The organism is Ruegeria sp. BB7, assembly GCF_056539365.1.
In genome coordinates, this window is record NZ_JBQFUV010000006.1 from 106,850 (window position 1) to 132,959 (window position 26,110).

Below are 26,110 nucleotides of genomic sequence, written 5' to 3' on the forward strand. Positions count from 1 at the left end.
ACCCAGCGCGGGTCAGACTTATTAAGCTTGCGCTTTCTGAGCTTCGGCCTGACGGCGCATCAACTCGTTGCGATACAGTGCAACAAAGTCGATATTGTCCAGATTGACCGGCGGATAACCACCGTCGCGGGTGACGTCACTGACGATGCGGCGCAGGAACGGGAACAGCATCCGCGGGCATTCAATCAGCAGGAACGGGTGCAGTTGATCTTCGGCAACGCCTTCCACGTGGAACAGACCGCAATAGTCGATCTCGCACAGAAACAGGACGTCTTCCATGCCTTTGGCTTTGGACGTCAGATTCAGTTTTATCGAGATTTCGTACTGATGCTCTACCTTACGCTTTTTCGCATCCAGGTTTACCTGAACTGCAATCTCGGGCTGTACGTCCCCGGATACGCCCTTTTGCGCCATTACATTTTCAAAGGACAAATCGCGAATGAATTGTCCCAGAACGCGCATCTGAACTTGAGGGGCGGTTTGGGCCGCAGTGTTTTCTGCAGCGTTTTCTTCGGCCATGGAACTACTCCAAAAATAAAATCCGCCATTGCTTAGCAAGTTGGGCGCGGTACCTCAATGCTGGTGCGGTCCTTCGACCCATTTCGACGGTTTCGCCGGGTTTTGGCGTGGCTTTACCTCGGTGAATTCACCATCGATCACGTCATCGTCAAACGTCGTTTGTCCGGATCGGAATTGCGATCCAGTGCCCATTTGGAACTGAGTGATCTTCACTCTGGATTTCAGATAGCGAAAGACCGAGATTCGAACACCGGGAATAAGGAGTGCAAATCCAACCGCGTCGGTGAAAAAGCCCGGCGTCAGCAGCAACATGCCAGACATCAAGATCATCGCGCCATGGGCCAGCGGCTCGGTCGGGTCATCCAGTTCGGCAAAAGATCGCTGCAGATCGGCCAGCGCCATGCGACCTTGTGTCCTGACCAAAGCGGTGCCCAGAACGGCCGTCAGCACCACAATTGCCAGAGTGGGCCACAACCCGATCAGGCCACCCACCTGAATGAACAGGGCAATCTCGATGATCGGGACCAATAAAAATGCCAAGAACAGGTACATTTGCGTTATCCTTTACCAGAGGTCGGGCAGTGGACTTGCCACGAACTGTCACCTACATAGTGGCATGAGGCCGCGTATACAAAGTCGCGGTCTGAAAAGAGGATGAAATGAACGAACCGATGATCCAGTTGCTGGTCCTTGCCGGAATAGCCGTTTTCCTGATCCTGCGCCTGAAAAGTGTGCTGGGCACGCGTGAAGGTTTTGAGAAACCCCCCGTTCAGCAACAACCCGAAGGGCACAGCGCCCGCCGCGGGTTCGAAGTGATCGACGGCGGCCCGGATCACGACATTACAGACCATGTCGCCGAAGACAGCGAACAAGCACAGACACTGGCCGCGATGAAGCGGATTGAACCCAGCTTTTCCGTCAGTGAATTTGTGCAGGGTGCGCGTGGCGCCTATGAGATGATTGTCATGGGGTTCGAAAAAGGGAACCTGGACGAGATCCAGCCTTTCCTGTCCGAAGAGGTGTTCGACACATTTGTCTCTGTCGTTGCAGACCGTGAAGACAAGGGCCTGACCATCGAGGCCGAGTTCATCGGTGTACGCGAAACAGCGCTGACTGACGCGAAGTTCGACAAGGATACCAATCAGGCCGAGATTACCATGAAGTTTGTGGGTGAGTTGACCTCGGTTGTTCGGGATCGTGGCGGCGACATCATCGAAGGCAACCCGAATACCGTCAAACGCCAAAAGGACAGCTGGACCTTTGCCCGTGTTATGGGCTCGGACGATCCGAACTGGCTGCTTGTTGCCACGGACGCATGATTGCCGCACTCCGGTCGCTCTTACTGGTGGGCGCGATGACCACCGCAAGTGCCGCCGGAGCTGAGGCGACGCGCTCGATCCTGTCGTTTGACGACCTTGAAGACTGGGCCGCCGATGATCACGGGGCGGCCCTTTCTGTTTTTCTGAACACATGTGGCGATCTGGAAGACCCAGACTGGCGTGCGCTGTGCGGTGTGGCGCGGACCTATGAAGCCGATGCTGCGCGGTCGTTCTTTGAGCTGTTCTTCCGTCCGGTTCTGGTCGAAGACGGAAAGGATGCGCTGTTCACCGGGTATTTTGAACCCGAATTGGACGGATCGCGCACACGGACGGATCGATACAAAAACCCAATCTACAAAATGCCGCCCGAGGCACGGGCCGAAGGGCCGTGGCTCAGCCGCCGAGAAATCCTGTCTACCGATGCCATGACGGGCCGGGGGCTTGAAATCGCTTGGGTCGATGATCCGGTTGAGTTGTTCTTTTTGCAGATTCAGGGCTCGGGCCGTATTCGCCTGCCAGATGGCGGCGCGTTGCGTGTGGGTTATGGCGGCGCGAATGGACATCCTTATCGTTCAATCGGGGCCGAGCTGATCCGCCGCGGCGCTTTGGGCGCGCATGAGGTCAGCGCCCAGATGATCCGCGCCTGGGTGCGCAAGAACCCCGAAGCTGGGGCCGAACTGCTGTTTCACAACCCCTCCTATGTGTTTTTCCGTGAGGTCACGCGCGTCGCTCCCGAGTTTGGGCCGTTGGGGGCGATGAATAGGTCCGTTACTTCAATGCGCAGTATCGCGGCCGATCCATCCTATACGCCGTTGGGGGCTCCGGTTTGGGTTGAGAAAGATGGAAAGGATCCAATGCGCAGGCTGATGATTGCGCAAGACACTGGTGCTGCCATCAAGGGTGCACAGCGGGCCGACATCTTTTTCGGCACCGGCGACAGTGCCGGTCAGGCGGCCGGACGTCTGAAAGATCCGGGTCGAATGGTGGTCTTGCTGCCAATCCAACGCGCCTATGCCTTGATCACGGATGAGTATTGATGTCTCGCCGTAAACTGACCGCTGAAGAGATCGAGCTATGGCGCAAGGTCGCCAAACAGGCCGAGCGCATGCATCCTGAGATACCGCAAACGGTACATCCAACGTCTCTGCCCAAACCCAAGCCCAAAAAGGTGCCAAAACCCCGCTTTGAAGCGTTCGAGCTGGGCCAGTCACATAAATCAAAGACAAAGACTAACGATCTGAAACCATCGGTAACAGATACGCTACGCAATGCGCCGGTTCAGATGGACAGCAAGGCCTTTGGCCGGATGAAGCGTGGTAAGCTGAAGCCAGAAGGCAAGTTGGATCTGCATGGAATGCGGGTGGATGCAGCACATCCGGCGTTGATCCGTTTTGTACTGACAGCTCAGGCGCAGGGCAAACGGTTGGTCCTTGTGGTGACAGGCAAGGGCAAGGACAGGGACGAGCCCGGTCCAATCCCGACCCCGCGTGGTATTCTGCGCAATCAGGTTCCGCATTGGTTGACGATCCCACCATTGGCGCAAGCGGTTATGCAGGTTACACCTGCGCATATCAGTCACGGTGGTGACGGCGCCTATTACGTCTATCTTCGCCGTATTCGCTAAAGGCTGGGTTCTGCGCGGGATACACCTCTCCAGACCAGCACGCAGACCCCAACAAAAAAACCACCAATCCACAGAAACTGAGTGCTAAGCGGGACACCCAAGTCGATCAGAACTCCGGTCAGGCCGGGCCCAATGGCAGAGCCAAGAACCAAGACCGCCGTGGCCAGCGCCTTGATCGCGCCGATATGCTGTGTGCCGTAGAACTCGGCCCAGAATGCACTCGGTAGGGTGCTGTTGGCGCCCACTGTCAGCCCCAGGAAAATCAGCCCGACCGTAGCGCCACCAATGGTTGATGATATGGCCAAAATGGTAAATCCAAGCGCCATTGGCAGTTGATAAAATGGCATCAGGCGTGCCGTGCCCAATTTATCCAATGCCCAGCCTGCGGCGAACATCGAAACCAGCGATACACCTGTGTAGACGGGAAATAGGGCCACGAGTTGGATATGAAGCCAGCCCTTAACCTCTGCCAGATGAACCTGATGAAAGAAAAAGGCGGTGATAAAGGCCGACGGGCCCAGAACAGCGGGCATCATGAACCAGAACAACGGATGCAGCAGCGCCTCGCGCCGCGTCCAGTGGTGGTCTTGCATGCCGGTAGACGAATACCCGGCCGCAAGACTTTGTGGCGTTCTTTCCTGGCGCAAGAACCTTATTAGTATGGGAATACCCAAAGCAGCGATGCCCGCTGCGACAACCCAAAGCCAGCGCCAATCCAGAAAAACCATCGCCGCAACAAAGGCCAGCGGCAGCAGCGCCTCGCCAAACGCATAGCCGATTGAGGCAATCGACAGCGCCTTTCCCCGGTTTGCGGTGAACCAGCGCGCCATGGCGACCAAAGCAAGATGGGTGCTCATACCTTGCCCGAACAAACGCAACAGGAAAATCACCAGAGGTAACAGAAATACCCAGCTGTTCAGCGCCATGGCTAGCGCGGCAAGTGTTAATCCAGCCAGCACCACTGGGCCCAATACCCGCACGCGGAGGATGTCAGTCAGCCCTCCTGCCCAGATCATCACAACAGCCGACAGGGTGGTGCCCAGCGAATAGATTGCGCCCCATGATCCGTGGCTTAGCCCATAGGCCGCGCGGATTTCACCAGCGAAGATCGAGATAAAGAATGTCTGGCCAAAACTGGACAGGAAGGTCAACAAAACACCGGCACTCAGCCATGAGGCGTTCTGGTAAAGGAAACCAAGCAGCTTGTACTGCGTCACGGAGTTGAGACCTGCGCCTGCCCGGTTTCCGTCAAGACGATTTCGGTTGCGCCGACAGGGTTGCGTTCGTCAGGCGGAACCAGAATGTCGAGGGTTTTTTCATCTGGCCCGAAGGTATTGGTGACACGGCGGACCGAGCTAAGGATTGCCAGCAAAGCCGGAGACGTCGCTGCAACGAAATGCGAAGATTGAGCATCGCTGTTAAATGCAGTCGTGTCGATCACGTTGATCGGGAATTCCTTTAATGTTTCAATCGAACTGATGTTGCCCAGCCGCTCTCCTTCATCCGTACCACGAAGGCGGGATGATATATTCAGAATCTTGTCCTTTTGTGAAACCATGACAATGAATGGGTCAGGCGGATTTTTGATCCGTCCCATCTGTGACCGGAACAGATCCACATCCAAATCGGGAGAGATCAGAACCACACCTTCAATGTTTCTGTTGGCCCAGCCCGGTTCCTGCAGTTCCGTCTGGCGCATCATCTCCATTGAAAGGGCGCTGCCCATGGAATGTGCCACGAGAAGAACCCGTTTGACACCCATGGATTTCAATTCACGAATAGTCTGTTCCAGACCATCGCGGGCGAAAAGCATGCTGTCCAAATCGTAGGCATATCCAAATCCAGTCGCGCGACTGGGCCAGGAATAAACCAGAATAGAACCCGGAATGCCAATATCATGAGACAGCTGCGCCGCGCGGAATATGGTTTCTGTTTGGGTGGAGTTGTAGCCGTGCACAAAAATCGTGACGTCGTCTTGACCGCGCAGATGCTCGTGCAGCCCCTGAGGCCCGTCCAGTTCGGTCACATTTGCAAGGACGAATTCTTTTTTCGGGTTCGGGTTCGCATATGAAAACTTCAACGTACCCGGCGTATGTGTCGGCGGGATCGAGACGGTGGTGTCCAGAAACTGCAGCTTTTCACCGCGCCGGAAGCCGTAAGACCCGTCTGCTTCGCGGGCGCGGGTGGTGCTTGCAAAGACGGTCGTTGGTGTACCGATGGTTGCAGCCGCAGGCACAATTTCGGTTACCGTCCTGTCAACGCAGGCGCCCAGTGAAAGAGAGATAAACAAAACGATCAGATAGCGCATAAATGGGTCCTTGCGGCCTTTTGCGCTAAGCTATCGAATTTTGACCCCACGTCCAGCGACATAGGGGCAGAACAACAGCGAAATCTGGCTGAAAAGGTTACAGGACGTAACGACTCAGGTCAGTTGATTTGGTCAGTTCGCCCAGATTGTCCTCTACAAACTGCGCGTTTACCGTGATCTCGGCTCCGGCCTGATCGGGTGCGGTGAATGAAAGCTCTTCGAACACGCGCTCCATCACAGTGTACAGCCGCCGCGCACCGATGTTTTCGACGCTCTGGTTCACATCAGCAGCGATACGAGCCAGCGCAGCGATGCCGTTATCTGTAAAGCTGACGGTGACTTCTTCTGTTCCCATCAATGCGGTGTACTGGCGGGTCAATGCGTTGTCTGTTTCGGTCAGGATGCGCACGAAATCTTCTTCGGTCAGGGCGCGCAGTTCTACGCGGATCGGCAGGCGGCCCTGAAGTTCCGGCAATAGGTCTGACGGTTTGGCAATGTGGAACGCACCAGATGCGATGAACAGGATATGATCGGTTTTCACCGCGCCGTACTTGGTTGAAACAGTGGTGCCTTCGATCAGAGGCAGCAGGTCCCGCTGCACCCCTTCGCGGCTGACATCGCCACCGCGTGCGTCTGTGCGCGCGCAGACTTTGTCGATCTCGTCCAGAAACACGATACCGTTCTGTTCGACCGACTCCAGCGCCACACGGTTGACGGTTTCATCATCCAGCAGCTTGTCGGCCTCTTCCCCGATCAGTGCGTCGTAGCTTTCTGCGACGGTCATGCGCTTCTTGACAGTGCGTCCGCCAAAGGCTTTGCCAAAGATATCGCCTAGGTTCATCATCCCCATCTGGCTGCCGGGCTGACCCGGAATGTCGAACATTGGCATCGGATTTGAGCTGTCGGACAGTTCCAGTTCGATCACTGTGTCATCCAGTTCACCTGCTTTCAGCTTTTTGCGGAACATCTCGCGCGTGCCTTCGCGGGCGTCTTCGCCTGCAATGGCAGCGATCACCCGATCCTCGGCGGCCTGATGAGCACGCGCCTTGACGTCTTCGCGCATGTATTCGCGGGTCTGGATGATGGCCGCATCGGCCAGATCGCGGATAATCTGTTCCACGTCGCGGCCCACATAACCGACCTCGGTGAACTTGGTCGCTTCGACCTTGATAAAGGGCGCGCGGGCCAGCTTGGCCAGACGGCGGCTGATTTCGGTCTTGCCGACACCGGTGGGGCCGATCATCAAGATGTTCTTGGGATAGACCTCTTCCCGAATGTCATCGGCCAATTGCTTGCGCCGCCAGCGGTTGCGCAGTGCCACGGCCACGGCACGCTTGGCGTCTTTCTGCCCGATGATAAAGCGGTCCAGTTCCGAGACGATCTCGCGCGGGGTCAGGTCGGTCATGTCAAATCTATCCGTCTGTTTCGCAGCGGAACCTAATCATACCGAGCGAAAACACAAGCCGATCACGACAACATCACGACATCTCACGGAACGCACACGGGTTTTCGCCATGATGTGAATCGCTTTGTGACCATTGCCTGCGGCATAACTTCCGGCGATGGGCACCCTAGCCCGCGACAATTTTTTGGAGATACCTCATCATGATGACTCGTCGTTCGCTTTTCGTGAAAGCTGCTGCCACCGGCGCGGCCCTGACCTTGGCTGGCACCACCACTGCTTTGGCTGGCGGCGCCAAAAAGAAAGGCACGTTCGAGGGCCGTTCGAACCACATCACCAGCGGCTCGGTGAAACTGGTAAAGGATGGCGAGCGCTTCATCGTAGAGCTGGGCGACGACTTCTCGCTGGATGGCGGCCCCGATCCCCGTGTGGCCTTTGGTAAGGACGGCACCTACGCCCCCGACAGCAAATTGGGCGCGCTGCTGAATCTGACCGGCAAACAGTCTTATGCCGTGCCGCCGACCATGGATGTGTCGGGCTACAACGAAGTGTACATCTGGTGCGAGGTTGCCGGTGTCCCGCTGGGCGTTGCATCGCTGAAATAATTCTACTGGTCAGAGGCCGGTTCGTCCGGCCTCTGACTTGGCATTAGGTGACGCAACGCCTGTCTGTTACACTCGCCCCAAGGCATTGGAACCGAGGGCGAATTTTATGACGAAGATTGCCAAGATCACTTTGCTGTTCGTGGTGTTTGTGGACCTGATCGGGCAAGGGCTGGTTTTTCCCATCATCAATTCCCTCATAATGGAAACCAAATCCGGATTCCTGCCCGACAGCACGCCTGTGGGCCGCCGCCATTTCTATTATGGACTGGTGATCGGGTGCTTTTTTCTGTCCTGGTTTCTGGGCGTGGTTTACGTTTCAAAAGTCTCGGATTCCATCGGGCGCAAGAATGCGTTGCTGGTCTGTCTGGGTGGAGCGCTTGTTGGTTATGCTTTGACTATCGCATCACTTTACATGAACAGTCTGCTGCTGCTGATAATTGGCCGCTCGATCACGGGATTTACTGCTGGCAATCAGCCGATCGCACAGGCGGCGATGATTGACGGTAGTACCGACGCTGCCGACCGGGACCGTAATATGGGTTACATCGTGACCGGTGTCAGCTTTGGCCTGGTCGGGGGCCCGATCATCGGGGCCGTCCTTTCAGATGCGGCCCTGCTGGGCAGCTTTGCAACGTTGAAAACGCCCTTTTATGGGGCTTTCGTTCTGGTGCTGATTGCCATCTTCCTTGTGATGACCTTCTTCAAGGATACCCGCACCGAGCGTGAACCTTTTGTTTTCCGCCCCCGTGACATCACCGATAGTCTGATCGCGGTGCGTGAACATCCGATGGTTCTAAAAATCCTGCCAGTTTATGCACTGTTCATGATCGCTAACGTCACGTTTTATGTCTTCGTCGACAACTTCTTGACCAGCGCATGGGGTTACGGCGTCATCGGTGGCAGCATGGCGATGGTGACGATTGGTTTTGCGTTGGCGTTCTCCAGTACTTTCCTGGTGAAACCTGCGCAGCAGCGGTTCAACAAACACCAAATTATCTATACCTCGCTGGTCACCATGGTCATCTGTGGTTTTGCGTTCGCCTTCAGTCCCAGCGGCGTGTTGAGCTATATTCCGGTGTTCTTCTTCTACTTCTTCTTTGGCGTATCCTACCCGACCATGCTGGGCTTGTTTTCATCATCCGTCAGTGAGGCCGACCAAGGTTGGGTCATGGGTGTTACCACTGCCGTTTTCTGTCTGGCCGGAGGTGTCATGTCCTTGGTAGGCGGCGGGTTGATGAGCATCGACATCCGCGTGCCTTATTACATCGTGATCATTGCCGCGATCATGGGTCTGATCGGCATGCATCTGCGATGGAAGGGAAAAGAGATAAAGGCGCTGTTAGCCTGAGACAGAATTGCGTTTGATTTGAATCGAAATACGCTGCCTCTCCCTTCGGTTGAACACGTATTTCGATGATGTGTTTTTAGATAAACGCAAATTGTCTTAGATCGTCTCAATCGTCAGATTACCGTTGGTATAGACGCAGATATCGGCGGCAATCGCCATCGCCTCACGCGCAACCTGCTCGGCCTGTTTGTCGCTGTCCATCATCGCGCGGGCCGCAGCCAGAGCAAAGTTCCCACCAGATCCAATGGCTGCCACGTTGTGTTCCGGTTCCAGCACGTCCCCTGCCCCGGTGATCACCAGTAGGTCTTTACCGTCGGTGACGATCAGCATCGCCTCAAGCTTTTGCAGGTACTTGTCGGTACGCCAATCCTTGGCCAACTCGACCGAGGAGCGGGCCAGTTGCCCCGGTGTGGCCTCAAGCTTGGCTTCCAGCCTTTCCAGCAAAGTAAACGCATCAGCGGTCGATCCGGCGAAACCGGCAACAACCTCGAACCCGCCGGGGGACAGGCGGCGCACCTTGCGGGCGGTGCCCTTGATCACGGTCTGGCCCAGGCTGACCTGTCCGTCGCCGGCAATCACCACCTGGCCGCCCTTTTTGACGCCAATGATCGTTGTGCCATGCCAACCGGGAAAATCGCTGTCTGCCATCAGGGCCTCCATTCTTCGCTGGCACCCTATATGGGCTGGACCCGCCCGCAGCGCAACAGGTCACAAGCTGCTTAAAAGATATGCAAGAATCGCAATTCGGGGTTACCGGACTAGCAATTGTGAGACTCGGCTGTTGGTCCTAAATGAGGCTCACAACCGACGAAGGGTCGGCTGTTTCTGTTTGAAGGAATGCGCAAATGGCAACCACTGCAAATATCCATGCGCCGCTCGGAGCAGCTACCATCCTGCACGTAGTGGACACGTTCTACGCAATCTATGACAATGCAATTGCGTGGAATGAAACTCGCAAAACTCGCAAGATCCTGTCGGAACTGAGCGACGCACAGCTGGACGATATCGGCCTGTGCCGTGCGGACATCAGCGACGTCTAATCCGCTAACAGTGCGAAGAAGAATGCAAGCCGCTCATCCGAGCGGCTTTTTCTTTGTCAGGTCAGTTTGTATTGACCGGCGAGATCCGGCAGGAAGGCCTCGATAGCGGCAGTCGCAACCACGTGCACTGTACCAGCTTCAGTATCCTCGACATCCAGCCCACCTTTGACAGCCCGAACCTCGGCACGACCACGGGGCAGATCGGCGGCGACCAAGTCGCAATCCACGCGATCCGGGTTTTGCACGCCAATCGTCACTTGCACGCGCATCTCGGCATGGTCGATGCCCAGCTTTGAAAACAGGGTGATCGACGAATGATGCAGCGCGTCCTGCACCGCCCGTCGCGCGGCCTTTGTGTAATCCTGCCCATACAGGTCGTTTCCGGTGCCCATTTCCAAAATGATACGCTTCTCGGTCATGTCACGGGCTCCATGTCGAATGAGACGATGATGGCGGCGTTGGCGATGACGGTGCGGCCATCGGTATGCGGTTTTTCAACATCCAGCCCACCTTGCGTGACGGTGATATTCGGCTGGCCATAAGGGAAAATAGCTTTCAGCGCGTCCTGATCCACCTGGTCGGGTTTCTGCACACCGATCTCAGCGTCGATGATCATAGCCTCTTTCGGAAAACCGAACAGCTCGGCCATGTTGACCGAGTTATGCCACAGCGCATCCTTGATCGCTCGCATTGCGGCCTCGGTATAGTCCTCACGACGCAGCGACGTGCCCATTCCGAATTCCACAAGAACTCGTGTTTTTGCCATCTGATCCTCCTCAGAACAAAAAAGGCGCCCGATGTCAGGCGCCTTTGATGTTTTCTGATCACATCCGATCAGATGGATTCTTCGATCCAGCTTTGCAGTGCCGCTTTCGGGGCCGCGCCTGCGCGGTTCGAAACAACCTGGCCATCCTTGAAGATGAACAGCGCCGGAATGCCGCGCACGCCCATGGCGGCGGCCGAGTTCGGGTTGCTGTCCACATCAACCTTGGCGATTTTCACCTTGTCGCCGTATTCAGCGGCCAGCTCTTCCAGAGCGGGGCCAATCTGCTTGCAGGGGCCACACCATTCGGCCCAGAAATCGACAACAACTGGGATGTCGGAATTCTTGACTTCGGCGTCAAAGGTATCGTCGGTTACGGCTACGGTCGACATATTCTGTCTCCTGAATGGGGTAAACTCGGGAACTGAACGTAGGGTCGGGACAATCCGAGGTCAAGATATCTGGGCGCGTGCCAATGCCTCTGTCACCAGATCGTGTGGCAGCCACATCAGCTCTGCTGTGCGGGTCCACAAGATGGCCGTGCGAATTTCGCGGTCCGGATAGATCTGCGCCAAAGCCTGCGCGTAAGCCCCCATCTGCCGCAACAAGCCTTCGGGGCAAGTGGTTGGGCTATTCGGAACGATGGTATTGGATTTGAAATCAATTACCTGCACATCGGTCTTCGTCACGATCAGCCGGTCGATCACACCGTGAATGCGCACCCCGCTCAGGTCCGACGTGATAGGGATTTCGGCCAGTGTGTCAGCTGCAAAAACGGCCTGCAGATGCCCGCTTGTCAAAACGCCAATTGCCTCATTCAACAGCTCCTGACGTTCGATTTCCTGCATATCAGGTAGTATCCGGGTGCAAAGCTGCGACCACGTGTCCTGTTCGACGGATGGCAAATGCTCCAGCAACAGGTGCAGACGCGTGCCGCGCAGTTTGGCGGCTTCTTCATCCAGGCCGCCGTCGCCGGGAACCGCTTTGGCTCCGCCCAGATCTGAAGGACTGAGTGTTTCCGGCGCTGGTTCCGGGGCGGTTGCTGAGGACGTGAAGTGTTTGGGCAACGGCGTTTCGGAAACCTCGGCTTCCGTGTGTTCCACCATCGGCAGCGCGTCCCAATCCGCGTGGGCCAGACGCAAGGTCTCGGAATCGGGTAGTTGAGTGGCCCCTGCGCGCGCCATTGCGGCCTCAACCATCTGATACCAGCTGGTTCCGTCCTTGCCGACATCCCCAGCCGCGCCCACAATCAACCACTTTTCTGCACGTGTTAGAGCCACATATAGCAAACGAAGCCGCTCATTCTCTTCCCTGTCGCGGGCTTCAGCCCGCGCCTGTGCGATCAAGGCTGGCGAGGCGTCTGCCGGTACTTTCCACAGCGGTATCCCCTCACCCACCATGATCTCGGCATCGCGCGGGGCCTGACGTTTGCCGGTATCCGGCAGGATCACGATAGGCGCCTCAAGCCCCTTGGAGCCATGCACCGTCATCACCCGGATCATGTTGCCAACACCGCTCATCTGACGTTTGATTTCCAGATCGTCGGTCTGCATCCAGACGAGGAATCCTGTCAGGCTGGGGATATCGGTACGCTCATAAGCCAGCGCCTGCGACAGCAGCGCGTTGATTCCATCCTCGGCCTCTGCCCCCAGACGCCCCAGCAATTTGCGGCGTCCGTCGTGGCGGGTGAGAATGCGCTCGATCAAGTCGTAGGGGCGCAGAAAGTCGATCTGGCCACGCAGATCATTCAGGATGTCCAGCGTTTCGGGAAATTCCTCAGCCCGCTGGCGCAGCGCGGCCCACAGGAATTGTTCCTGCCGCCTGTGCGCCAGATCAAAGAGTTGCTGTTCCGACCAGCCAAACAAAGGTGATTTCAGCACGGTCGCCAGCGATAGGCTGTCCTCGGGCGTCGCCAGAAAGCTTAGCAACGCGGCCAGATCTTTCACCGCTAATTCCGCGCCCACCTTCAGTCGGTCAGCCCCGGCAATGGGCAGGCGCAGGGCCTTACAGGCGCGGATGATTTCGGCAAACAGGTCTGATCGGCGCTGGACGAGGATCAGGAAATCCCCCGGTTGCACCTTGCGACGCACGAAAGTCCCGGGTGTTTTGCCATCCTCGGGGATCGTCTCGCCGCTGTCGATCATGTCCTTGATCGACTTGGCCACCTTCTCGGCCAGAATGACGGTGTGATGGCGCGATCCCGGACGATCCACCGGGTCGGTCCAGTCTCCGTCATCGTCTTGTTCGATCTTTTCAATCACCGGCCAAAGATCGACCCGACCAGGAAGATCGGACTTGAAGGCGCGGTGTTGGCTATCCTTGTGGAACCCTGCCTCGACGCGGTTTTCAAACAGGATATCGACCAGAGACAGGATCGCGCTGGACGATCGGAACGAGTATTCCAACGTCAAATCCCACAGTTTAGAGCCTGATTCTGTCAGTTTGCGGCCAAACTCGTTTTGCATCTGGTCAAAGGCTTGCGGGTCGGCCCCCTGAAATGAATAGATGGATTGTTTCTTGTCGCCGACCACGAAGATGGTGCGCTCGACTCCGGATCTCGCCCCTTCCCCGCTGGTAAATTCCTGCGCCAGCTTTTCGACCACGTCCCATTGGTCCGGGCTGGTGTCCTGAGCCTCGTCCACCAGAATGTGGTCGATGCCACCGTCCAGCCGGTACAAAACCCATTCAGCCACCGCGGGGTCATTCAGCACCTGCCGTGCGCGCAGGATCAGGTCGTCGAAATCCAACCAGCCGCGCAACTGCTTGCGTTGTTCATATTCCGGCAGGAATGCGGCGGCAAAGCGGTGCAGGACATGCGTCTTGCGCGCAGCAACAAACGCCAGTTCCATTTCACGAGCTTCTGCCACTCGTTCCATCAGGTTGTGAAACTGACCAGTCTGAGTACCTAGAGCGTCCTGCGTTTTTTTGGTCGGAACGGATTTTGTCTTTGCTTCAGGTCGAAACTTTCCATCTTTTTTGTACAGAAATACGGAATACAGAGTCTCTAAGTCGATTCTTTTGGGGGCAGCCCAATCAACGCTGGCCAACGTACCTGCCAGTTCGACCATAGTCTTCGATTGGGTACGTAGAACCTCGATAGCCGAATTAATGAAGGTGACTTCGCCTTCTAAAAACACGCGTCCCAGCAGGGTATCTTCGTCAAACCCGTCAGGCAGATCGAATTTCTGCAACAGGTCGGACCAGTCCAGTGAATGGGTGAACAGGTTACGCTTGTGGGTGATCGCAGCCGTGAGGTTCTCAAATCCGGTATCTGTAACGAAACGGGCGACATCCTCGATCAGCGCGGCCTGCGGACCTTCGGCAAAATCTGCGACAATTTCTTCGCGCAACAGGGCTGCGGCGCGGTCCTCCATCTCGGAAAATTGCGGACTGACCCCGGCCTCCAGCGGGAACCGCCGCAGCAAGGACGCACAGAACGAGTGAATCGTCTGAATCTTCAGACCGCCCGGCGTCTCAATTGCGCGGGCGAACAGGGTGCGGGCCTGGGCCAGCCGATCGGGGTCAATGGCACCTGTCACGCCAAGCTCGACCAATTCGGCCTCAAGCTCGTTGTTATCCAGCATCGCCCACTTACCAAGCCGCTTGAACAGCCGGTTCTGCATCTCGCTGGCGGCGGCCTTTGTATAGGTCAGGCATAGGATGTGTTGCGGCTGTACCCCGTTCAGCAACAACCGTGCCACCCGATCGGTCAGAACCCGGGTTTTGCCCGAGCCCGCATTGGCCGCCAGCCAGGTCGAGGCATCGGGCCGCGCCGCCTGCACCTGTCGCTCGGTTGCGTCGTTGCGGGCGCTCATATCAGGTCCTCTGGCGTGGTATCGGCTGTGCGGTCCCATTCGCCGAAGCGGGATAGATGGTCATAGTCCCCAATGTCTGTGTCTTTGTGCAACATCCTACGGGACGTGAAGCCTTGATCAGGCTCTAAATAAGCCGAAATCAACTCTTTTAGCTCGCTCAGAACTTTATCGGGCGGCTCCTTGCCCAAAGGAGCTTGGACCTCTTTATAGGTGCCGCCCATGCCGATAAAGATAGCCTCAGCCACGGGCAGCGGGTCGATCCCTTCGATAGCGCCCTGCTCGGCCATGGCGGCCTCGATCAATAGCTGTTTGTCGAATTTGGCCTGCTGGCTTTCGGTCGGTGGCGTACCGGTTTTGTAATCCACGATCCGCAGCGCGCCCCGGCTGTTGACGTCAATCCGATCGGCCCGACCTGCGATGGTGAAATCCAGTGGCGACAGCACCAATTTCATAGCTGCCTCAAACGCCACCGGCCCTCCGTCACCGCGTCGGGACGTTTCGGCGCTCAGGAAATCGTCTGCGATCCGTTCTAACCGTGCCAGCCAAAGTTTTCGGGCGGTGGGCCACGCCACGTGCCGGTCCAGCAGAGTCTCTGCGCGTTTCAGAAAGTTTTCGCGGGTCAGCAAGGCAGAATCAAGAACACTGTCCTTGACGAAATGTTCGAGGATTTCGTGGATTACGATCCCGCGCAGCAAAGCATCCGGCGCCTGTACCAGAGGATCCAGTGGCCGCAGGCGCAGCACGTGCTTGGCGTAGATTGCGTATGGATCACGGATCAGGCGCTTGATCTCGGTCACACTCAGGCTGCGCGGGCGGGCGGCAACAGGGGGACGCGGCGACGGGCGTGGGGCCGGTTCTATCCGGGGTGCAGCCTCGAGCTGTTCTGCCCAGCGCAGGTATTTTTGACCCCGTGAACGCATGGCTGCCAGGGCTTCGGGACCACCCTGCCCCGGCAAGCCCTGCAACAGGTTCGTCATACGGTTCAGCCAGCGTGATGCCACGGTTTCGGCGTCATCGGATCGGGTTGCGCGGGTTAGCCAGACCTCGGGCGCGCCGACAGCTTGTTGGAAATCGTGGGCCGACAGGCCGATCCGGCGTTCAGGCAGCAACAAACCGGCCTTGTCGCGCATCTGACGGTTAAGCCAGGGGTCTGGTGCAGCAGCCTCGGGCCAACTGCCCTCGTTTAAGCCGCCCAGGATCAGTAGATCGGCGCCCTGTACCCGCGCTTCGAGTGTACCCCAGATCATGATATGCGGGTGCGGCGCATCACGGTCGCGAACTTCTTCGCCTGCCAGAAGCGCGCCCAGCAGATCAGCGAAATCATGGGCGGTCATCTGGCCGCCATGTTGGGCCTCGTTCTCCATTGCGGTCAGAACTGCCAATGCCTTTTGACCTGCGTTCTTCTCCCACAGTGGTCCGGTTTCACCCTCGCTTCCGGCGGAAATCGCCTCGGCCAAACTCCGCAGACGCGATACCCACTCTGACAACGGCAGCTCACCGGTTACATGCTGATCGCAAAAATGCGTGGTGAGCCAGCGCATCCAACCCTCGGGCACCTCTTTGCGGATGGCGAATGCGGTCACGCTGGCGCCGTCAGGGAACGGTGGGCCATGACGCCGCAAATCCAGTTCCAGATCGCGGCTATGCAGCAGATGTGCGCCGCGATCACCGCCGCCATGGCAGAGCGGGTGTTTCAGTAGCGTCAGTAGCGCCTCACCTTCGAGCCTCCGGGCGAACAGACCTGCCACGTGGCGTAGGAACCGACCCGGAGGCGACAATTGCAACGGCAGGCCCGCACTGTCGTCGGGCAGGATGTCCCATCTATCCAACGCAGCGCTGACTTGACGGGTCAACATCCGGTCAGGCGTGATTAGCGCGGCGGTCTGGCCGGTTTCGGCGGCCTCTCGCAGGCGCAGGGCGATGGCCAGCGCCTCGGCCCGGGGGGATTGCGCCTCGACCAGCGTCAGGTCTTGGGTGGCATCTTCCAGATTGGTCAGTTGAGGGCCTTCGGACATCCAGGCATCGGTGATCGGGGCAGGGCGTAATGCTAGTGAAATCAGTTTGTTACGCGCAGGCGACGGGGCAGAATCATTTGTCCAAGGCTTGATTTGTCCGGGCTGAAGGACAAGCCGTGTCATCAGTTTCCGGAAACGGTATTGCGGGTGATCTTCCGAGGTCAGCGCTTCGTCCAATCCCCGCCAGACAGTGTCCGGCTGGTCGAAATCATAGCCAGGCAGAATCAACGCCCCTTGCGGCAGGCGGGCGACGGCCTCCATCAGCATCAGCGTGGTGCCGCGCGACCCGGTCGAGCCCGCAAGGATCACCGGATGTTGCGGTGGTGCGACCTGCCAGCGGTCGATCAGGTTCTCCACTACGCGCCGCTGCCGCGCTTGCGCATCCAGTGCATCGGGGCCGGAATCGACGAAATGATCGGCAATCCCGATAAACGCCTGCGCGCGGGCCCAATGACCGGACATATCGCTGACGTCCAGTTGCCGGATCGCGTCGGGGGATACCCCTTCGCCCTGCATTTCATCAATCAGCGCGGCCAGACTGTCGGACAGGTCAAACAATGAGGATCGCGCAGCGAGATCCGGTTGTTGTTCCAACAGCTTGGAAATCAACTGCGTCAACTCCAACCTGCGCCGCAGGGGTGGAATGGCCGGAGGGATTTGCGCGAGATCGACGCTTTCACCCAGGTCGGTCAGCAAAGACAGCCGCGGCAAAAGACAGGCCGGGCCCTGATCGAACAGTTCGCGCACGCGGCGGGCCATGCGTCGGGTGTTGACGACCAGTTGTATGCGCGCCAGCGCTTCGGGCGGGTGATCGGCGCTGCGCACCCGCAATCCGTTTACCAACGCTTTGGGGAAATCAGCGCCGGGTGGAACGGCAAAGACACGCGGCGCGGCGCTGGGCTCAAACATCGGCAATCAGACCTTCGGCCAAAGCGATACCTTCTGGGCGGCCCACATCGCACCAGCGGCCGGGATAGATGGCGGCGAACAGACGCCTTTGGCTTTGCATCTGATCCCAGAGAATGTTTAGCGAGAACGCTTTTTCTGAAATCGCCACCAGCCCTTCGGTCTTCATGATCTGCGCCCCGCCATAGATAAGCCCCGGCCCGCGCATGATTCGCCCATCCGCATCCGCAGTGAAATCGCCAGACCCGGAATGGCCAATGGTCTGCCCGGTTGGCACACACATCAGCAAGGCATCCATCCGGCCAGGGTCCCAGATATCACGCAGAAGGGTCAGCGGGTTCGGCCCAGACCAAATTGCATCGGTGTTCAGGGTGTAAACCGGACCTTCTCCCAATAAGGGTAGGGCGGCGCGCAGACCGCCGCCTGTTTCCAGAATTTCGGGCTCTTCGCGCGATAGCTGTATGCCTTTAGGGGCCAGATGCGCCTCGAGCTGATCAGGCAGGTAATGCAGGTTGGCAACAACTCGCGCCGGTTGCAGATCGTCGACCATACCCAACGCGTGGTCAATCAAGGGGCGACCTGCGACTTCGATCAGCGGTTTGGGCCGGTCTTTGGTCAATGCGCCCATCCGGGTGCCGAACCCGGCAGCAAACAGCATCACGGCGTCGGGGTGTCGGGTCATGTCTGTCTGAGCCTGTCCAGATTCACTGGGGTCGGTGCGGGCAGGGCATCTCGCAGCAGATCGGAGACTGTGACCAACGCAGGGTGGTTCAGATCGCGCATAAGATGCGCCCAAGTGGCCGGGATCAGGTCAATGTAATTTGGTTTGCCGTGTTCTGTCGCCAGACGAGCAAACACCCCGAGAATTCGCAGGTTTCTTTGTGCACCCAGCACAGCATAAGCGGTGCGAAAATCGTGATCATTCACTCCTGTTGCTGTGATATACCGGTTCACCATCCGCATCTCAGTACCCGGGGATACGTCGCGACGCACATCCTGCAGCATCGAGACAAGGTCATAGGCCGGATGCCCCAGCATGGCGGTTTGGAAGTCCAGAAGACCTACCCGCTTCACCCCTTCGCGATTTGGCAGCCAGATCATGTTTTCCGCATGATAGTCGCGCTGGACGACCACTTTGCAGCCCGAGGTTTCGCGATGCAGAATGTCCGAAAAGCGGTGTTCGAACCGAACCCGGGCATCCGTGTCATATTTACCAAGAATCGCCTGCGCGTATTTGGTGAAAGCCAGCGCCGCCAGCTCGGTCATCAGGGTCGGGTCGTACGAGGGCAGCGACAAGGTTGGCGCCTTATGTAGCTCGATCAGTACATCGGTTGCGGCCTCATACAGTTCGCGCTCTTTCTTCGGGTGTTGCTCCAGAACGCGGGCGAACAGGTCATCGCCGAAATCTTCCAGCAGCAAAAATCCGAATTCGGTGTCCTCGGCATAGATCTCCGGCGCGCTGAGGCCGATTTTTCTTAAGTAGTTTGCCATGCGGACAAAGGCCTCGACCGGTTCAGCCTTGCCGGGAGCAGAGTCCATAAGAACCGCTGTCTGGCCGGTGTCAGGATCGGTCAATCTCTCATACCGGCGGTGCGAGGCATCCCCGGCCAGCGGAGTGCGTATCGCGTTGGACCAAGGTGTTTGTGCAATCAGGGCCTCGGCCAGAACAGCCCGGTTTGTCATGCGGCGCACTCCAGTTTTTGGGGCCATTTCGGATCGGACCAGCATAGGGTCAATTGACGTTTTTCCATTGAATTAGGGTCTGTTTGTAAGTGGAGCGTCAGGGCGTTGGTTGGGGTTAACGGACCCAGTTTGCCGGGCCATTCGATCAGACAAATGGCAGCGTCGAATGCTTCGGTCAGGCCCAATTCTTCGATCTCTTCCACCGCGCTCAGTCGGTACAGATCGCAATGCCAGATATCGCCGGACGGGGTGTCATAGGCTTGCACCAGTGTGAAGGTGGGTGATGGGACATCCTCGGGCACAATCATCAGTGATTGGATCAGGCTGCGGGCAAAATGAGTTTTGCCGCTGCCGATTTCGCCCTCAAGCAAAACGATATCGCCAGGTAGCAATTTCGCACCCAGCCCGGTGGCCAGTTCTGCGGTTTCTTCAGGCGAATTCAGGGTGATCGAACGTGAATGCGGCGTCATGGCGCCACAATGGCCTTACGTCCGGTCGGCTGCAACCCGGTTCAAGCGCTGATTTGCCGAATTGGCAGAGCTTTCGGGGCATCTTCAGTCGTGAACCGGACGATCGTTGCGCCGTTCTGCATAGGGCTGACAGTACAAGTCAGGTTAGTGCCGTTTCGCAAGCGAAGTCCGCTGGACCATTCGGCGCGATTATCCCGCATTTCCACAAAATCCCGGATTTCACCCAGTATTGGAGTGGCCGCGCAATGTTCCTGCCAGGTGCGCGTCACTTCCAGTACGGAATCCAGCTCGAACCCGACCTCTCCGGTATCGCCCCACAGCTGTTGATATGCACGATTGGTGAAGGCCAGGGTTCCGTCGTCGCCAAATACAGCGATGGCGTCGACCAACTTGTCCAGCACTGACTGCATCAGGTCCATTTCCGAGCGAAACCTTCGGGTCAGGGTGATCTCGGCAGTGATATCTTCGAATAAAAAAGCCACGGCGCCGTCTGGGTGAGGGCGGCCGCTGACCGAATAAACCGAACCGGACGGTAGCGACCAAGTTTCCTGATAATTTCCGTCCTCGGCAGCTTCGAGAAGATCATTCATCTGACTGCGCCAGCTGCGGTAGTTTTTGGGTTCCGGTATCATGTGCTGATCGCGCAGCCGGTCAAAAAAGCTGGACAAGCTGGGGCGGCAGCTAAGGAAGTCCGGGGGTAAGGCGGTCAGGTCGATCAAGGCCGGGTTGAACAGGGCCAATTGGCGGTTTCGGTCGAAAATGGCTAACCCTATGGAAAGCTGGGCAAAGGTTTTCGTCATTGTCTGAACGAATTTGCGCTGTGTGGTTTCTGCCGCAACGATGGCGTTTATATCGACCGCATAGCACAGATGCCCTTCGGTATGATCAACTAATGTCAGGTCGAACCACAGCTTGTTTTCACTGTCGTCGGACGAGATTGAGATACGAGTTTTTGTGCTCAACCGTGTTTCGCTGTCCGCGCCTGGAAACAGTGGAGCGGTCAGATCGGTGTCCTGACCGCGCACTTTGCGCACCAAAGAGACATAGGCGGCATTACACCACCGTACATTGCCTTGGTGATCCTGCAGCCAGACAGGATAAGGTGCCTGCTCCATCGCCTGTCGTATTGGATCCTGTGCGTTGCGTTTCTCAGGTGCCGGTCGATCTATGCTGTCGCGCAGCTGAACGCGGACGATCCCGTCGATCCATTCACAAAAAACATCTCTTTCGATAGTGCAGTCGATAGCAGGAATGACCAAAGTGCCCGCCCGACGGATATGATCGGGAACCTCCGGAAAGGTTGGGAAATCCCTTTTCAACAGGCGGCGCAGATCGGCCCAATCGCGCACAGATTCAAACCCGTCCAATGCGATGTCCGAATGGCTGATTAACCGGTCTTCGTCGAATAGAAACACCGCGTTAAACAGCGATGCCGGGGCGGACAGTCCGAAATTGTCACCTGTTTGTCGGCGACGGGGTAAAAGCCATTGCGCTGCCAGACTGGCTGATACCAGGCTGATAGCGGCCAGGATGATCCACTCGACCATGCGTTCCTCGGGGATGACACCACAAAAGAAAACTATGCGCCGGAATAGTTAACGGGGTCTTAATTCAGACCTGAATACGTTGATTTGCGCCCGAAGGCACTGGTGTATCGCCGGTCTGTGCGTCTACCAGGTTACGCGGCCATGACACCCTTACGATTGCGCCCCGGCGTTCGGGATCATCACACAAGTTCTGATAGGGGTCCGAGCCGTTAGCAAAATGCAGCTCGGCACCGCTGCGTTCCAACAAGGTTTTAGCGATGAACAGGCCCAAGCCCATTCCTTCATATTCCGGGCGTGTTTGCTGATCTGTTTCGGTCCGGCGACGGCGCATGAAGGGATCGCCAATCCTGCCGATCATATGAACAGGGTAGCCGCGCCCGTCATCCATAATGTCGATGATAATATGATCGGTGTTCCATTCTGCTTCGACCCAAACGTTGCCCCGGGCGAAATCCACTGCATTCTGGATCAGGTTGCGCAGCCCGTGGATGATTTCGGGCTTTCGCAGGATCGAGGGCTGCTGCACATCGCCGTCCCCAACCGGACCTTCAGCAAAATGAACAGTCTTGCCCCGGTGAATATGAGGTTCGGCAGCCTCATGCACAACGGTGGACAGAGGTGCCTGCCGCAAATGCAAATCGTCTTTCCCCGCTCGCCCCATGTCGCGCAGGATATCGCGGCAACGGTTGGCCTGTTCGCGGATCAGGGCTGCGTCTTCCTTCAGCTCAGGGCGGTCATCCAGCTCTTCGATCAATTCTGCACTGGTTAGTTTGATCGTGGCCAGTGGCGTGCCAAGCTCATGCGCAGCGGCCGCGACCACGCCTCCCAGATCGGTCAGCTTCTGTTCGCGCGCCAAGGCCATGTGGGTTGCCGCAAGCGCTTCGGACATGGACTGGACTTCGGAACTGACCCGGTGGGAATAGGCACCGATAAAGACAATGGCAATGACAATGGCGGCCCAGTTTCCGAACAGCAATATGCCGGGGATCTCAAGCTCAACCCCTGCAGCCGTGCGCAGGGGGAGATGAAATTCTGCCAGCACCGTTGTCAGCGCAAGCGCGACGCCTCCGACGATCAGGGTCGAACGGGTACTCATTACATTGGCTGAAATTGTCACCGGACCCAGCAGCAACAGGGCAAACGGATTGTTGAGGCCCCCTGTCAGGTACAAAAGAATCGACAATTGCAGCAGATCGAACAGGACCATCAAAAAGTTCTGGAACTCACTCAGCCGTTTGTTTTGGGGAAACAACAGGATGGCCGTCATGTTACCCATGACCGAGATACCAATCGCCAGATAGCACAGCGCCAGTTCCAGCTGCACGTGATAGTATTGCTGCGCGACGGTGATGGCCGTGAACTGGCCGATAATAGCGACCCAGCGTAGCAGGATCAGGGTACGCAGCCGAATCCAGCTGCTGCGTTCCTGACCGCGCAATAACGTGCTGTTGGAATTTGCCATCGGTCTATTATGTCCTGTTGCATCGGCTGAACATCTTGATAGGTGTCCCGGCCGAAACGATCAACAACCCCTTTCATTGCAGGATTGATGTCATGATCCGTCTTTATGCCATACTCGCAACCGTTGTTCTGGCCGTTGGTCTGGGTGCCATGTGGCTGCTGACACGGGGTGCTGGGTCGAATGATCAATTTGCGCAATGCCGGTCCAGCCAGATCGCCGGTGGCTCAGCAACCATTGGTGGCCCGTTCGAATTGATCAATGGCAAAGGCGAAACTGTTACCGACAAGGATGTGATCACTGAACCGACGCTGGTCTATTTCGGCTATACTTTCTGCCCGGACGTCTGCCCCTTTGACATGTCGCGCAATGCTGATGCCGTGGATATCCTGGCCGAGCGTGGCCAGTCGGTGACACCCCTGTTCATTTCGATCGACCCTGACCGTGACACGCCCGAGGTGGTGGATGACTATGCGTTCAACCTTGGCGGCAAGACTATCGCGCTGACGGGCTCGGCCGAACAGGTAAAGGCAGCCAGCCAGGCTTATAAGACTTATTACAAGGCCCATGACAAAGGCGATGAGTTCTATCTGGTCGACCATTCCACCTTTACCTATCTGGTGACGCCCGAGCACGGTTTCCTTGAATTTTTCAAACGCGATGACACACCTGAGCAGATGGCTGACAAGGTCGGATGCTTTCTGGATCAAATCTAACACGAACAGTCGATTTGACCTTTGGGATGGCGCTGCTATTACTCATGGTTAAGCCAAAGGCGTGAAATAGCGGAAAGAACAGAATATGGCGGACAGCTCTGACCTCGACATCGGCCCCGATAAATCACTTTTGTTGGTGGATGATGACGAACCGTTTCTGAGACGTCTGGCCAAAGCCATGGAGAAGCGCGGCTTCGAAGTTGAAACCGCCGGATCCGTCGCCGCAGGCCGCGCCATTTCAACCGCGCGTCCCCCCGCCTATGCCGTTGTCGATCTACGGCTTGAGGATGGCAACGGTCTGGATGTGGTCGAAGTGCTGCGTGAAAAACGCCCCGACAGCCGGGTTGTGGTTCTGACTGGATATGGTGCGATTGCCACCGCTGTGGCTGCCGTCAAGATCGGCGCGACTGATTATCTGTCGAAACCCGCCGATGCCACCGACATCACCAGCGCGCTGCTGGCCAAGGGTGACGAACTGCCCCCGCCTCCGGAAAACCCCATGAGCGCGGACCGCGTGCGTTGGGAGCATATCCAGCGGGTGTATGAACTGTGCGACCGGAATGTCTCCGAGACAGCGCGTCGCCTGAACATGCATCGACGGACGTTGCAGCGGATTTTGGCGAAGCGTAGTCCGCGGTAGACTTATTCTCTAGTCTCAGTTTGCGTGCGACTGTGTTTTGAGCATTTCGGCCTTGAATTGGGCGATCAAGTCTTTGCGCGCCACAGGGTTTGAAAACGCTACAATCCTGTCAGCCTCCAGAACTTCGATAACAAAGGGTGCGTAAATTTCAGGTTCTATATTGTTCATACGAAGAGGGGCTAAACCAACTCCAAACCCAAGTGAAATCAAGAACCCCCGTATCTCCTCTTCGAAGGCTTTGCCGGGTTCGCTTTCAAAAAAGGCTTGAAACTGTTGAAACTTCTCTTCTGAAAGAATGCTTTTGGTTGAATTTTCGTCGTACCCGGCAAAACCGGGTATGACTACAACGTTATCAGCACTCGGTGCTTCTTTTAGCTTTTGCCAAACGTCAGAGTTAAGAAACTCCACGATACCTGAAAGCTCACTAGCAGAAAAATCCTCCAGAATATGATCGATAGTATCGGATCGAAGGCCACTGATTGCTATGTCGGTAACCGAGTTCGGAACCATTTCTTCAAAGCGTTCCTTTTCGATCACTCTTATGCTGAACTCGCCCAGTTTTTTGGACAAATTCAGCACGTAGATTTTCGCAGAGTTGTCGCGAATTTGTTCGATATGCGCTTCGGTAAAAAACTCATCAAACAAATAGCCTGCATCGTCGTGTTGCGATGCAACCAAGTCGGTTGCAAAGGCCGAAAGGATAAAGGAATAAAGGGTCTTTCTGATCATTAGCCGATCCAAGTTGCTATAGGTGTTGCAATAGTTCTAAATGACGCTGTGTATACGCTTCCCGCACCTCAACTGGTGGGCGCAAGGTAATTTCCAACCCTTCCATTACCGCCTTGTCCGGACGACCAAAGAACTTGGTCGCCTCTGCCTCGGAAAACCCTGCAATCTGGGTGGCCTCCATCCAGGCGCTGATCTTGTCGGCTTTCTTGATCTGCCGTTTCACCGTTTTAGGCACCTCAGCAGGCAACCCAAACCGGATATGGATTGCCGCCGCCAGACGGTCATCCAGCGCGCCGTAATCGGGGCCGACGGCGGCTTTGACCGGCGAGATCATATCTCCGATCACATATTCCGGCGCGTCGTGTAACAAAGCCGCGAGCCGCCATTTCACAGGTGCTTTGGGGGCAATTCGGCCAAACAGTTCTTCAACCAGAAGGGAGTGCTCGGCCACGGAATAGGCAAAATCCCCCGCTGTTTGGCCATTCCAGCGGGCCACAAACGCCAGTCCGTGGGCGATATCTTCGATTTCGATGTCCACAGGGGTAGGGTCCAGCAGGTCCAGCCTGCGCCCCGACAGCATCCGCTGCCATGCTCGGGGTTGTGTTGCCATTTTGCCATGCCTTGTGAAGTGGGACACGTAAGTTTCGCGTTTTTGTGTTATGCTTTACCTGTCGAGATCACCAGCTGCCAACTTTTTCTTGACCGGGCGTGCTTTGAATTGGCGCGCGGTGATACCGACATTTGTGCTGAGGGGGGGTGCATACTCCTCTCGGTGTGCCCCTCTCGGACCGTAACGCGTATCGAAAGGAGCGAACTATGTTTAAGCGACTGTTTGGACTGACACTGGCCTTTGGGATGGCCGCAACTGCCCCACCGGCCTTTGCTCAAGGCTGTGCACAACGCGAGCATGTGATTGCCAAACTACAGGACAACTATTCAGAAGAGCTGACCTTTGGCGGATTGCAGAAAACCCGTGGGGCGCAGGCCGTGATGGAGGTTTGGACCTCGAAGGAAACCGGAAGCTATACGGTTCTGGTGACCCAGGCGAACGGCATTAGTTGTATTGTCGCCGTTGGCACAGATTTTTTTGAAGCGACCCCGAAAATTGCACTGAAGGGTGAGCCAAGCTGATTTTACCGGCAGATTATCCCGTTTCCGGCCAAGTTCGTTGCCACCTGTCCTAAGGAATGCTAGGGGCAGCC

General features: G+C 56.8%; 27 protein-coding genes. 9 read left to right on the forward strand and 18 right to left on the reverse strand.

Annotated elements, in window-relative coordinates; genetic code table 11:
* Positions 1-21: 21 nt before the first annotated feature.
* The gene (gene secB, locus ACR0D7_RS11945; protein WP_170382331.1) at positions 22-519 is read right to left on the reverse strand and encodes a protein-export chaperone SecB; all 498 of its coding nucleotides are present in this window, start codon (positions 517-519) and stop codon (positions 22-24) included.
* Between the two features lie 54 nt (positions 520-573).
* Positions 574-1,071, reverse strand: a complete 498-nt coding sequence (locus ACR0D7_RS11950) for an FxsA family protein (protein ID WP_170570893.1) — start codon at positions 1,069-1,071, stop codon at positions 574-576.
* Positions 1,072-1,178: 107 nt separating this feature from the next.
* On the opposite strand from ACR0D7_RS11950, the gene ACR0D7_RS11955 reads away from it, so the two are divergent.
* Genes ACR0D7_RS11955 through ACR0D7_RS11965 form a run of 3 tightly spaced genes read left to right on the forward strand, consistent with a single transcriptional unit; the run spans position 1,179 to position 3,462 of the window.
* On the forward strand, positions 1,179-1,838 hold the full coding sequence (locus ACR0D7_RS11955) for a Tim44/TimA family putative adaptor protein (protein WP_170382335.1): 660 nt from the start codon (positions 1,179-1,181) through the stop codon (positions 1,836-1,838).
* Positions 1,835-2,875, forward strand: coding sequence for a murein transglycosylase A (gene mltA / locus ACR0D7_RS11960; protein ID WP_480679210.1), 1,041 nt, complete (start codon positions 1,835-1,837; stop codon positions 2,873-2,875). The genes ACR0D7_RS11955 and mltA overlap by 4 nt, the downstream gene beginning before the upstream one ends.
* Positions 2,875-3,462, forward strand: a complete 588-nt coding sequence (locus tag ACR0D7_RS11965) for a Smr/MutS family protein (RefSeq protein WP_480679211.1) — start codon at positions 2,875-2,877, stop codon at positions 3,460-3,462. The genes mltA and ACR0D7_RS11965 overlap by 1 nt, the downstream gene beginning before the upstream one ends.
* On the opposite strand, the gene ACR0D7_RS11970 is transcribed toward ACR0D7_RS11965, so the two are convergent.
* From ACR0D7_RS11970 to hslU, 3 genes are all read right to left on the reverse strand, one after another.
* Positions 3,459-4,679 carry an MFS transporter gene (locus tag ACR0D7_RS11970; RefSeq protein WP_480679212.1) on the reverse strand — a complete coding sequence of 407 codons (1,221 nt, stop codon included), beginning with the start codon at positions 4,677-4,679 and terminating at the stop codon, positions 3,459-3,461. The two genes, ACR0D7_RS11965 and ACR0D7_RS11970, sit on opposite strands and share 4 nt — an antisense overlap.
* Positions 4,676-5,770 (reverse strand): alpha/beta hydrolase, encoded by a 1,095-nt coding sequence (locus ACR0D7_RS11975; RefSeq protein ID WP_170570881.1) that lies wholly within the window; start codon positions 5,768-5,770, stop codon positions 4,676-4,678. Before ACR0D7_RS11975 ends, ACR0D7_RS11970 begins: the two co-directional genes overlap by 4 nt.
* Before the next feature lie 97 nt (positions 5,771-5,867).
* Positions 5,868-7,175, reverse strand: coding sequence for an ATP-dependent protease ATPase subunit HslU (gene hslU / locus ACR0D7_RS11980; RefSeq protein ID WP_480679213.1), 1,308 nt, complete (start codon positions 7,173-7,175; stop codon positions 5,868-5,870).
* A gap of 200 nt (positions 7,176-7,375) precedes the next feature.
* Here hslU and ACR0D7_RS11985 point away from each other — a divergent pair, with 200 nt between their 5' ends.
* Together ACR0D7_RS11985 and ACR0D7_RS11990 are read left to right on the forward strand one after the other, a co-directional pair.
* A complete protein-coding gene (locus ACR0D7_RS11985) occupies positions 7,376-7,777 on the forward strand; it encodes a DM13 domain-containing protein (protein WP_480679214.1) in 402 nt (133 codons plus the stop codon).
* A 106-nt stretch (positions 7,778-7,883) separates the two neighbouring features.
* Positions 7,884-9,125, forward strand: coding sequence for an MFS transporter (locus ACR0D7_RS11990; protein ID WP_480679215.1), 1,242 nt, complete (start codon positions 7,884-7,886; stop codon positions 9,123-9,125).
* Between the two features lie 96 nt (positions 9,126-9,221).
* Here the strand turns inward: ACR0D7_RS11990 and hslV are convergent, their stop codons facing one another.
* Positions 9,222-9,773 carry an ATP-dependent protease subunit HslV gene (gene hslV / locus ACR0D7_RS11995; protein ID WP_480679216.1) on the reverse strand — a complete coding sequence of 184 codons (552 nt, stop codon included), beginning with the start codon at positions 9,771-9,773 and terminating at the stop codon, positions 9,222-9,224.
* Between the two features lie 197 nt (positions 9,774-9,970).
* Between hslV and ACR0D7_RS12000 the strand changes: the two genes are divergently transcribed.
* Positions 9,971-10,165, forward strand: coding sequence for a DUF1127 domain-containing protein (locus tag ACR0D7_RS12000; RefSeq protein ID WP_480679217.1), 195 nt, complete (start codon positions 9,971-9,973; stop codon positions 10,163-10,165).
* 56 nt (positions 10,166-10,221) lie between these two features.
* Here the strand turns inward: ACR0D7_RS12000 and ACR0D7_RS12005 are convergent, their stop codons facing one another.
* The 10 genes from ACR0D7_RS12005 to regB all read right to left on the reverse strand — a co-directional run bounded on the left by ACR0D7_RS12005 (position 10,222) and on the right by regB (position 22,826).
* On the reverse strand, positions 10,222-10,584 hold the full coding sequence (locus ACR0D7_RS12005; RefSeq protein ID WP_170570863.1) for a Lin0512 family protein: 363 nt from the start codon (positions 10,582-10,584) through the stop codon (positions 10,222-10,224).
* Entirely contained in the window at positions 10,581-10,931 is a 351-nt protein-coding gene (locus ACR0D7_RS12010; RefSeq protein WP_480679218.1) for a Lin0512 family protein, read from the reverse strand. The genes ACR0D7_RS12005 and ACR0D7_RS12010 overlap by 4 nt, the downstream gene beginning before the upstream one ends.
* A gap of 68 nt (positions 10,932-10,999) precedes the next feature.
* Positions 11,000-11,374 (reverse strand): thioredoxin, encoded by a 375-nt coding sequence (trxA, locus tag ACR0D7_RS12015; RefSeq protein WP_368039644.1) that lies wholly within the window; start codon positions 11,372-11,374, stop codon positions 11,000-11,002.
* Positions 11,375-11,380: 6 nt separating this feature from the next.
* The gene (gene addA, locus ACR0D7_RS12020) at positions 11,381-14,743 is read right to left on the reverse strand and encodes a double-strand break repair helicase AddA (RefSeq protein WP_480679219.1); all 3,363 of its coding nucleotides are present in this window, start codon (positions 14,741-14,743) and stop codon (positions 11,381-11,383) included.
* Complete coding sequence (gene addB / locus ACR0D7_RS12025) at positions 14,740-17,667, reverse strand: double-strand break repair protein AddB (RefSeq protein WP_480679220.1); 2,928 nt, start codon at positions 17,665-17,667, stop codon at positions 14,740-14,742. Before addB ends, addA begins: the two co-directional genes overlap by 4 nt.
* A complete protein-coding gene (locus tag ACR0D7_RS12030) occupies positions 17,660-18,346 on the reverse strand; it encodes a nucleotidyltransferase family protein (RefSeq protein ID WP_480679221.1) in 687 nt (228 codons plus the stop codon). The genes addB and ACR0D7_RS12030 overlap by 8 nt, the downstream gene beginning before the upstream one ends.
* Positions 18,343-19,347 carry an aminoglycoside phosphotransferase family protein gene (locus ACR0D7_RS12035; RefSeq protein ID WP_480679222.1) on the reverse strand — a complete coding sequence of 335 codons (1,005 nt, stop codon included), beginning with the start codon at positions 19,345-19,347 and terminating at the stop codon, positions 18,343-18,345. The genes ACR0D7_RS12030 and ACR0D7_RS12035 overlap by 4 nt, the downstream gene beginning before the upstream one ends.
* Positions 19,344-19,817: a tRNA (adenosine(37)-N6)-threonylcarbamoyltransferase complex ATPase subunit type 1 TsaE gene (tsaE, locus tag ACR0D7_RS12040; protein ID WP_480679223.1), complete on the reverse strand. Its 474-nt coding sequence runs from the start codon at positions 19,815-19,817 to the stop codon at positions 19,344-19,346. The genes ACR0D7_RS12035 and tsaE overlap by 4 nt, the downstream gene beginning before the upstream one ends.
* Before the next feature lie 41 nt (positions 19,818-19,858).
* Entirely contained in the window at positions 19,859-21,364 is a 1,506-nt protein-coding gene (locus tag ACR0D7_RS12045) for a PAS-domain containing protein (protein ID WP_480679224.1), read from the reverse strand.
* Positions 21,365-21,428: 64 nt separating this feature from the next.
* Positions 21,429-22,826: a sensor histidine kinase RegB gene (gene regB, locus ACR0D7_RS12050; protein WP_480679225.1), complete on the reverse strand. Its 1,398-nt coding sequence runs from the start codon at positions 22,824-22,826 to the stop codon at positions 21,429-21,431.
* A gap of 92 nt (positions 22,827-22,918) precedes the next feature.
* Here regB and ACR0D7_RS12055 point away from each other — a divergent pair, with 92 nt between their 5' ends.
* Together ACR0D7_RS12055 and ACR0D7_RS12060 are read left to right on the forward strand one after the other, a co-directional pair.
* Entirely contained in the window at positions 22,919-23,539 is a 621-nt protein-coding gene (locus ACR0D7_RS12055) for an SCO family protein (protein WP_480679226.1), read from the forward strand.
* An 85-nt stretch (positions 23,540-23,624) separates the two neighbouring features.
* The gene (locus ACR0D7_RS12060) at positions 23,625-24,179 is read left to right on the forward strand and encodes an ActR/PrrA/RegA family redox response regulator transcription factor (protein ID WP_058283361.1); all 555 of its coding nucleotides are present in this window, start codon (positions 23,625-23,627) and stop codon (positions 24,177-24,179) included.
* 15 nt (positions 24,180-24,194) lie between these two features.
* Here the strand turns inward: ACR0D7_RS12060 and ACR0D7_RS12065 are convergent, their stop codons facing one another.
* Entirely contained in the window at positions 24,195-24,908 is a 714-nt protein-coding gene (locus ACR0D7_RS12065) for a hypothetical protein (protein WP_480679227.1), read from the reverse strand.
* A gap of 16 nt (positions 24,909-24,924) precedes the next feature.
* Positions 24,925-25,518 (reverse strand): HD domain-containing protein, encoded by a 594-nt coding sequence (locus ACR0D7_RS12070; protein WP_480679228.1) that lies wholly within the window; start codon positions 25,516-25,518, stop codon positions 24,925-24,927.
* 206 nt (positions 25,519-25,724) lie between these two features.
* Here ACR0D7_RS12070 and ACR0D7_RS12075 point away from each other — a divergent pair, with 206 nt between their 5' ends.
* Positions 25,725-26,039: a hypothetical protein gene (locus ACR0D7_RS12075; protein WP_170570835.1), complete on the forward strand. Its 315-nt coding sequence runs from the start codon at positions 25,725-25,727 to the stop codon at positions 26,037-26,039.
* The last annotated feature ends 71 nt before the right edge of the window (positions 26,040-26,110 follow it).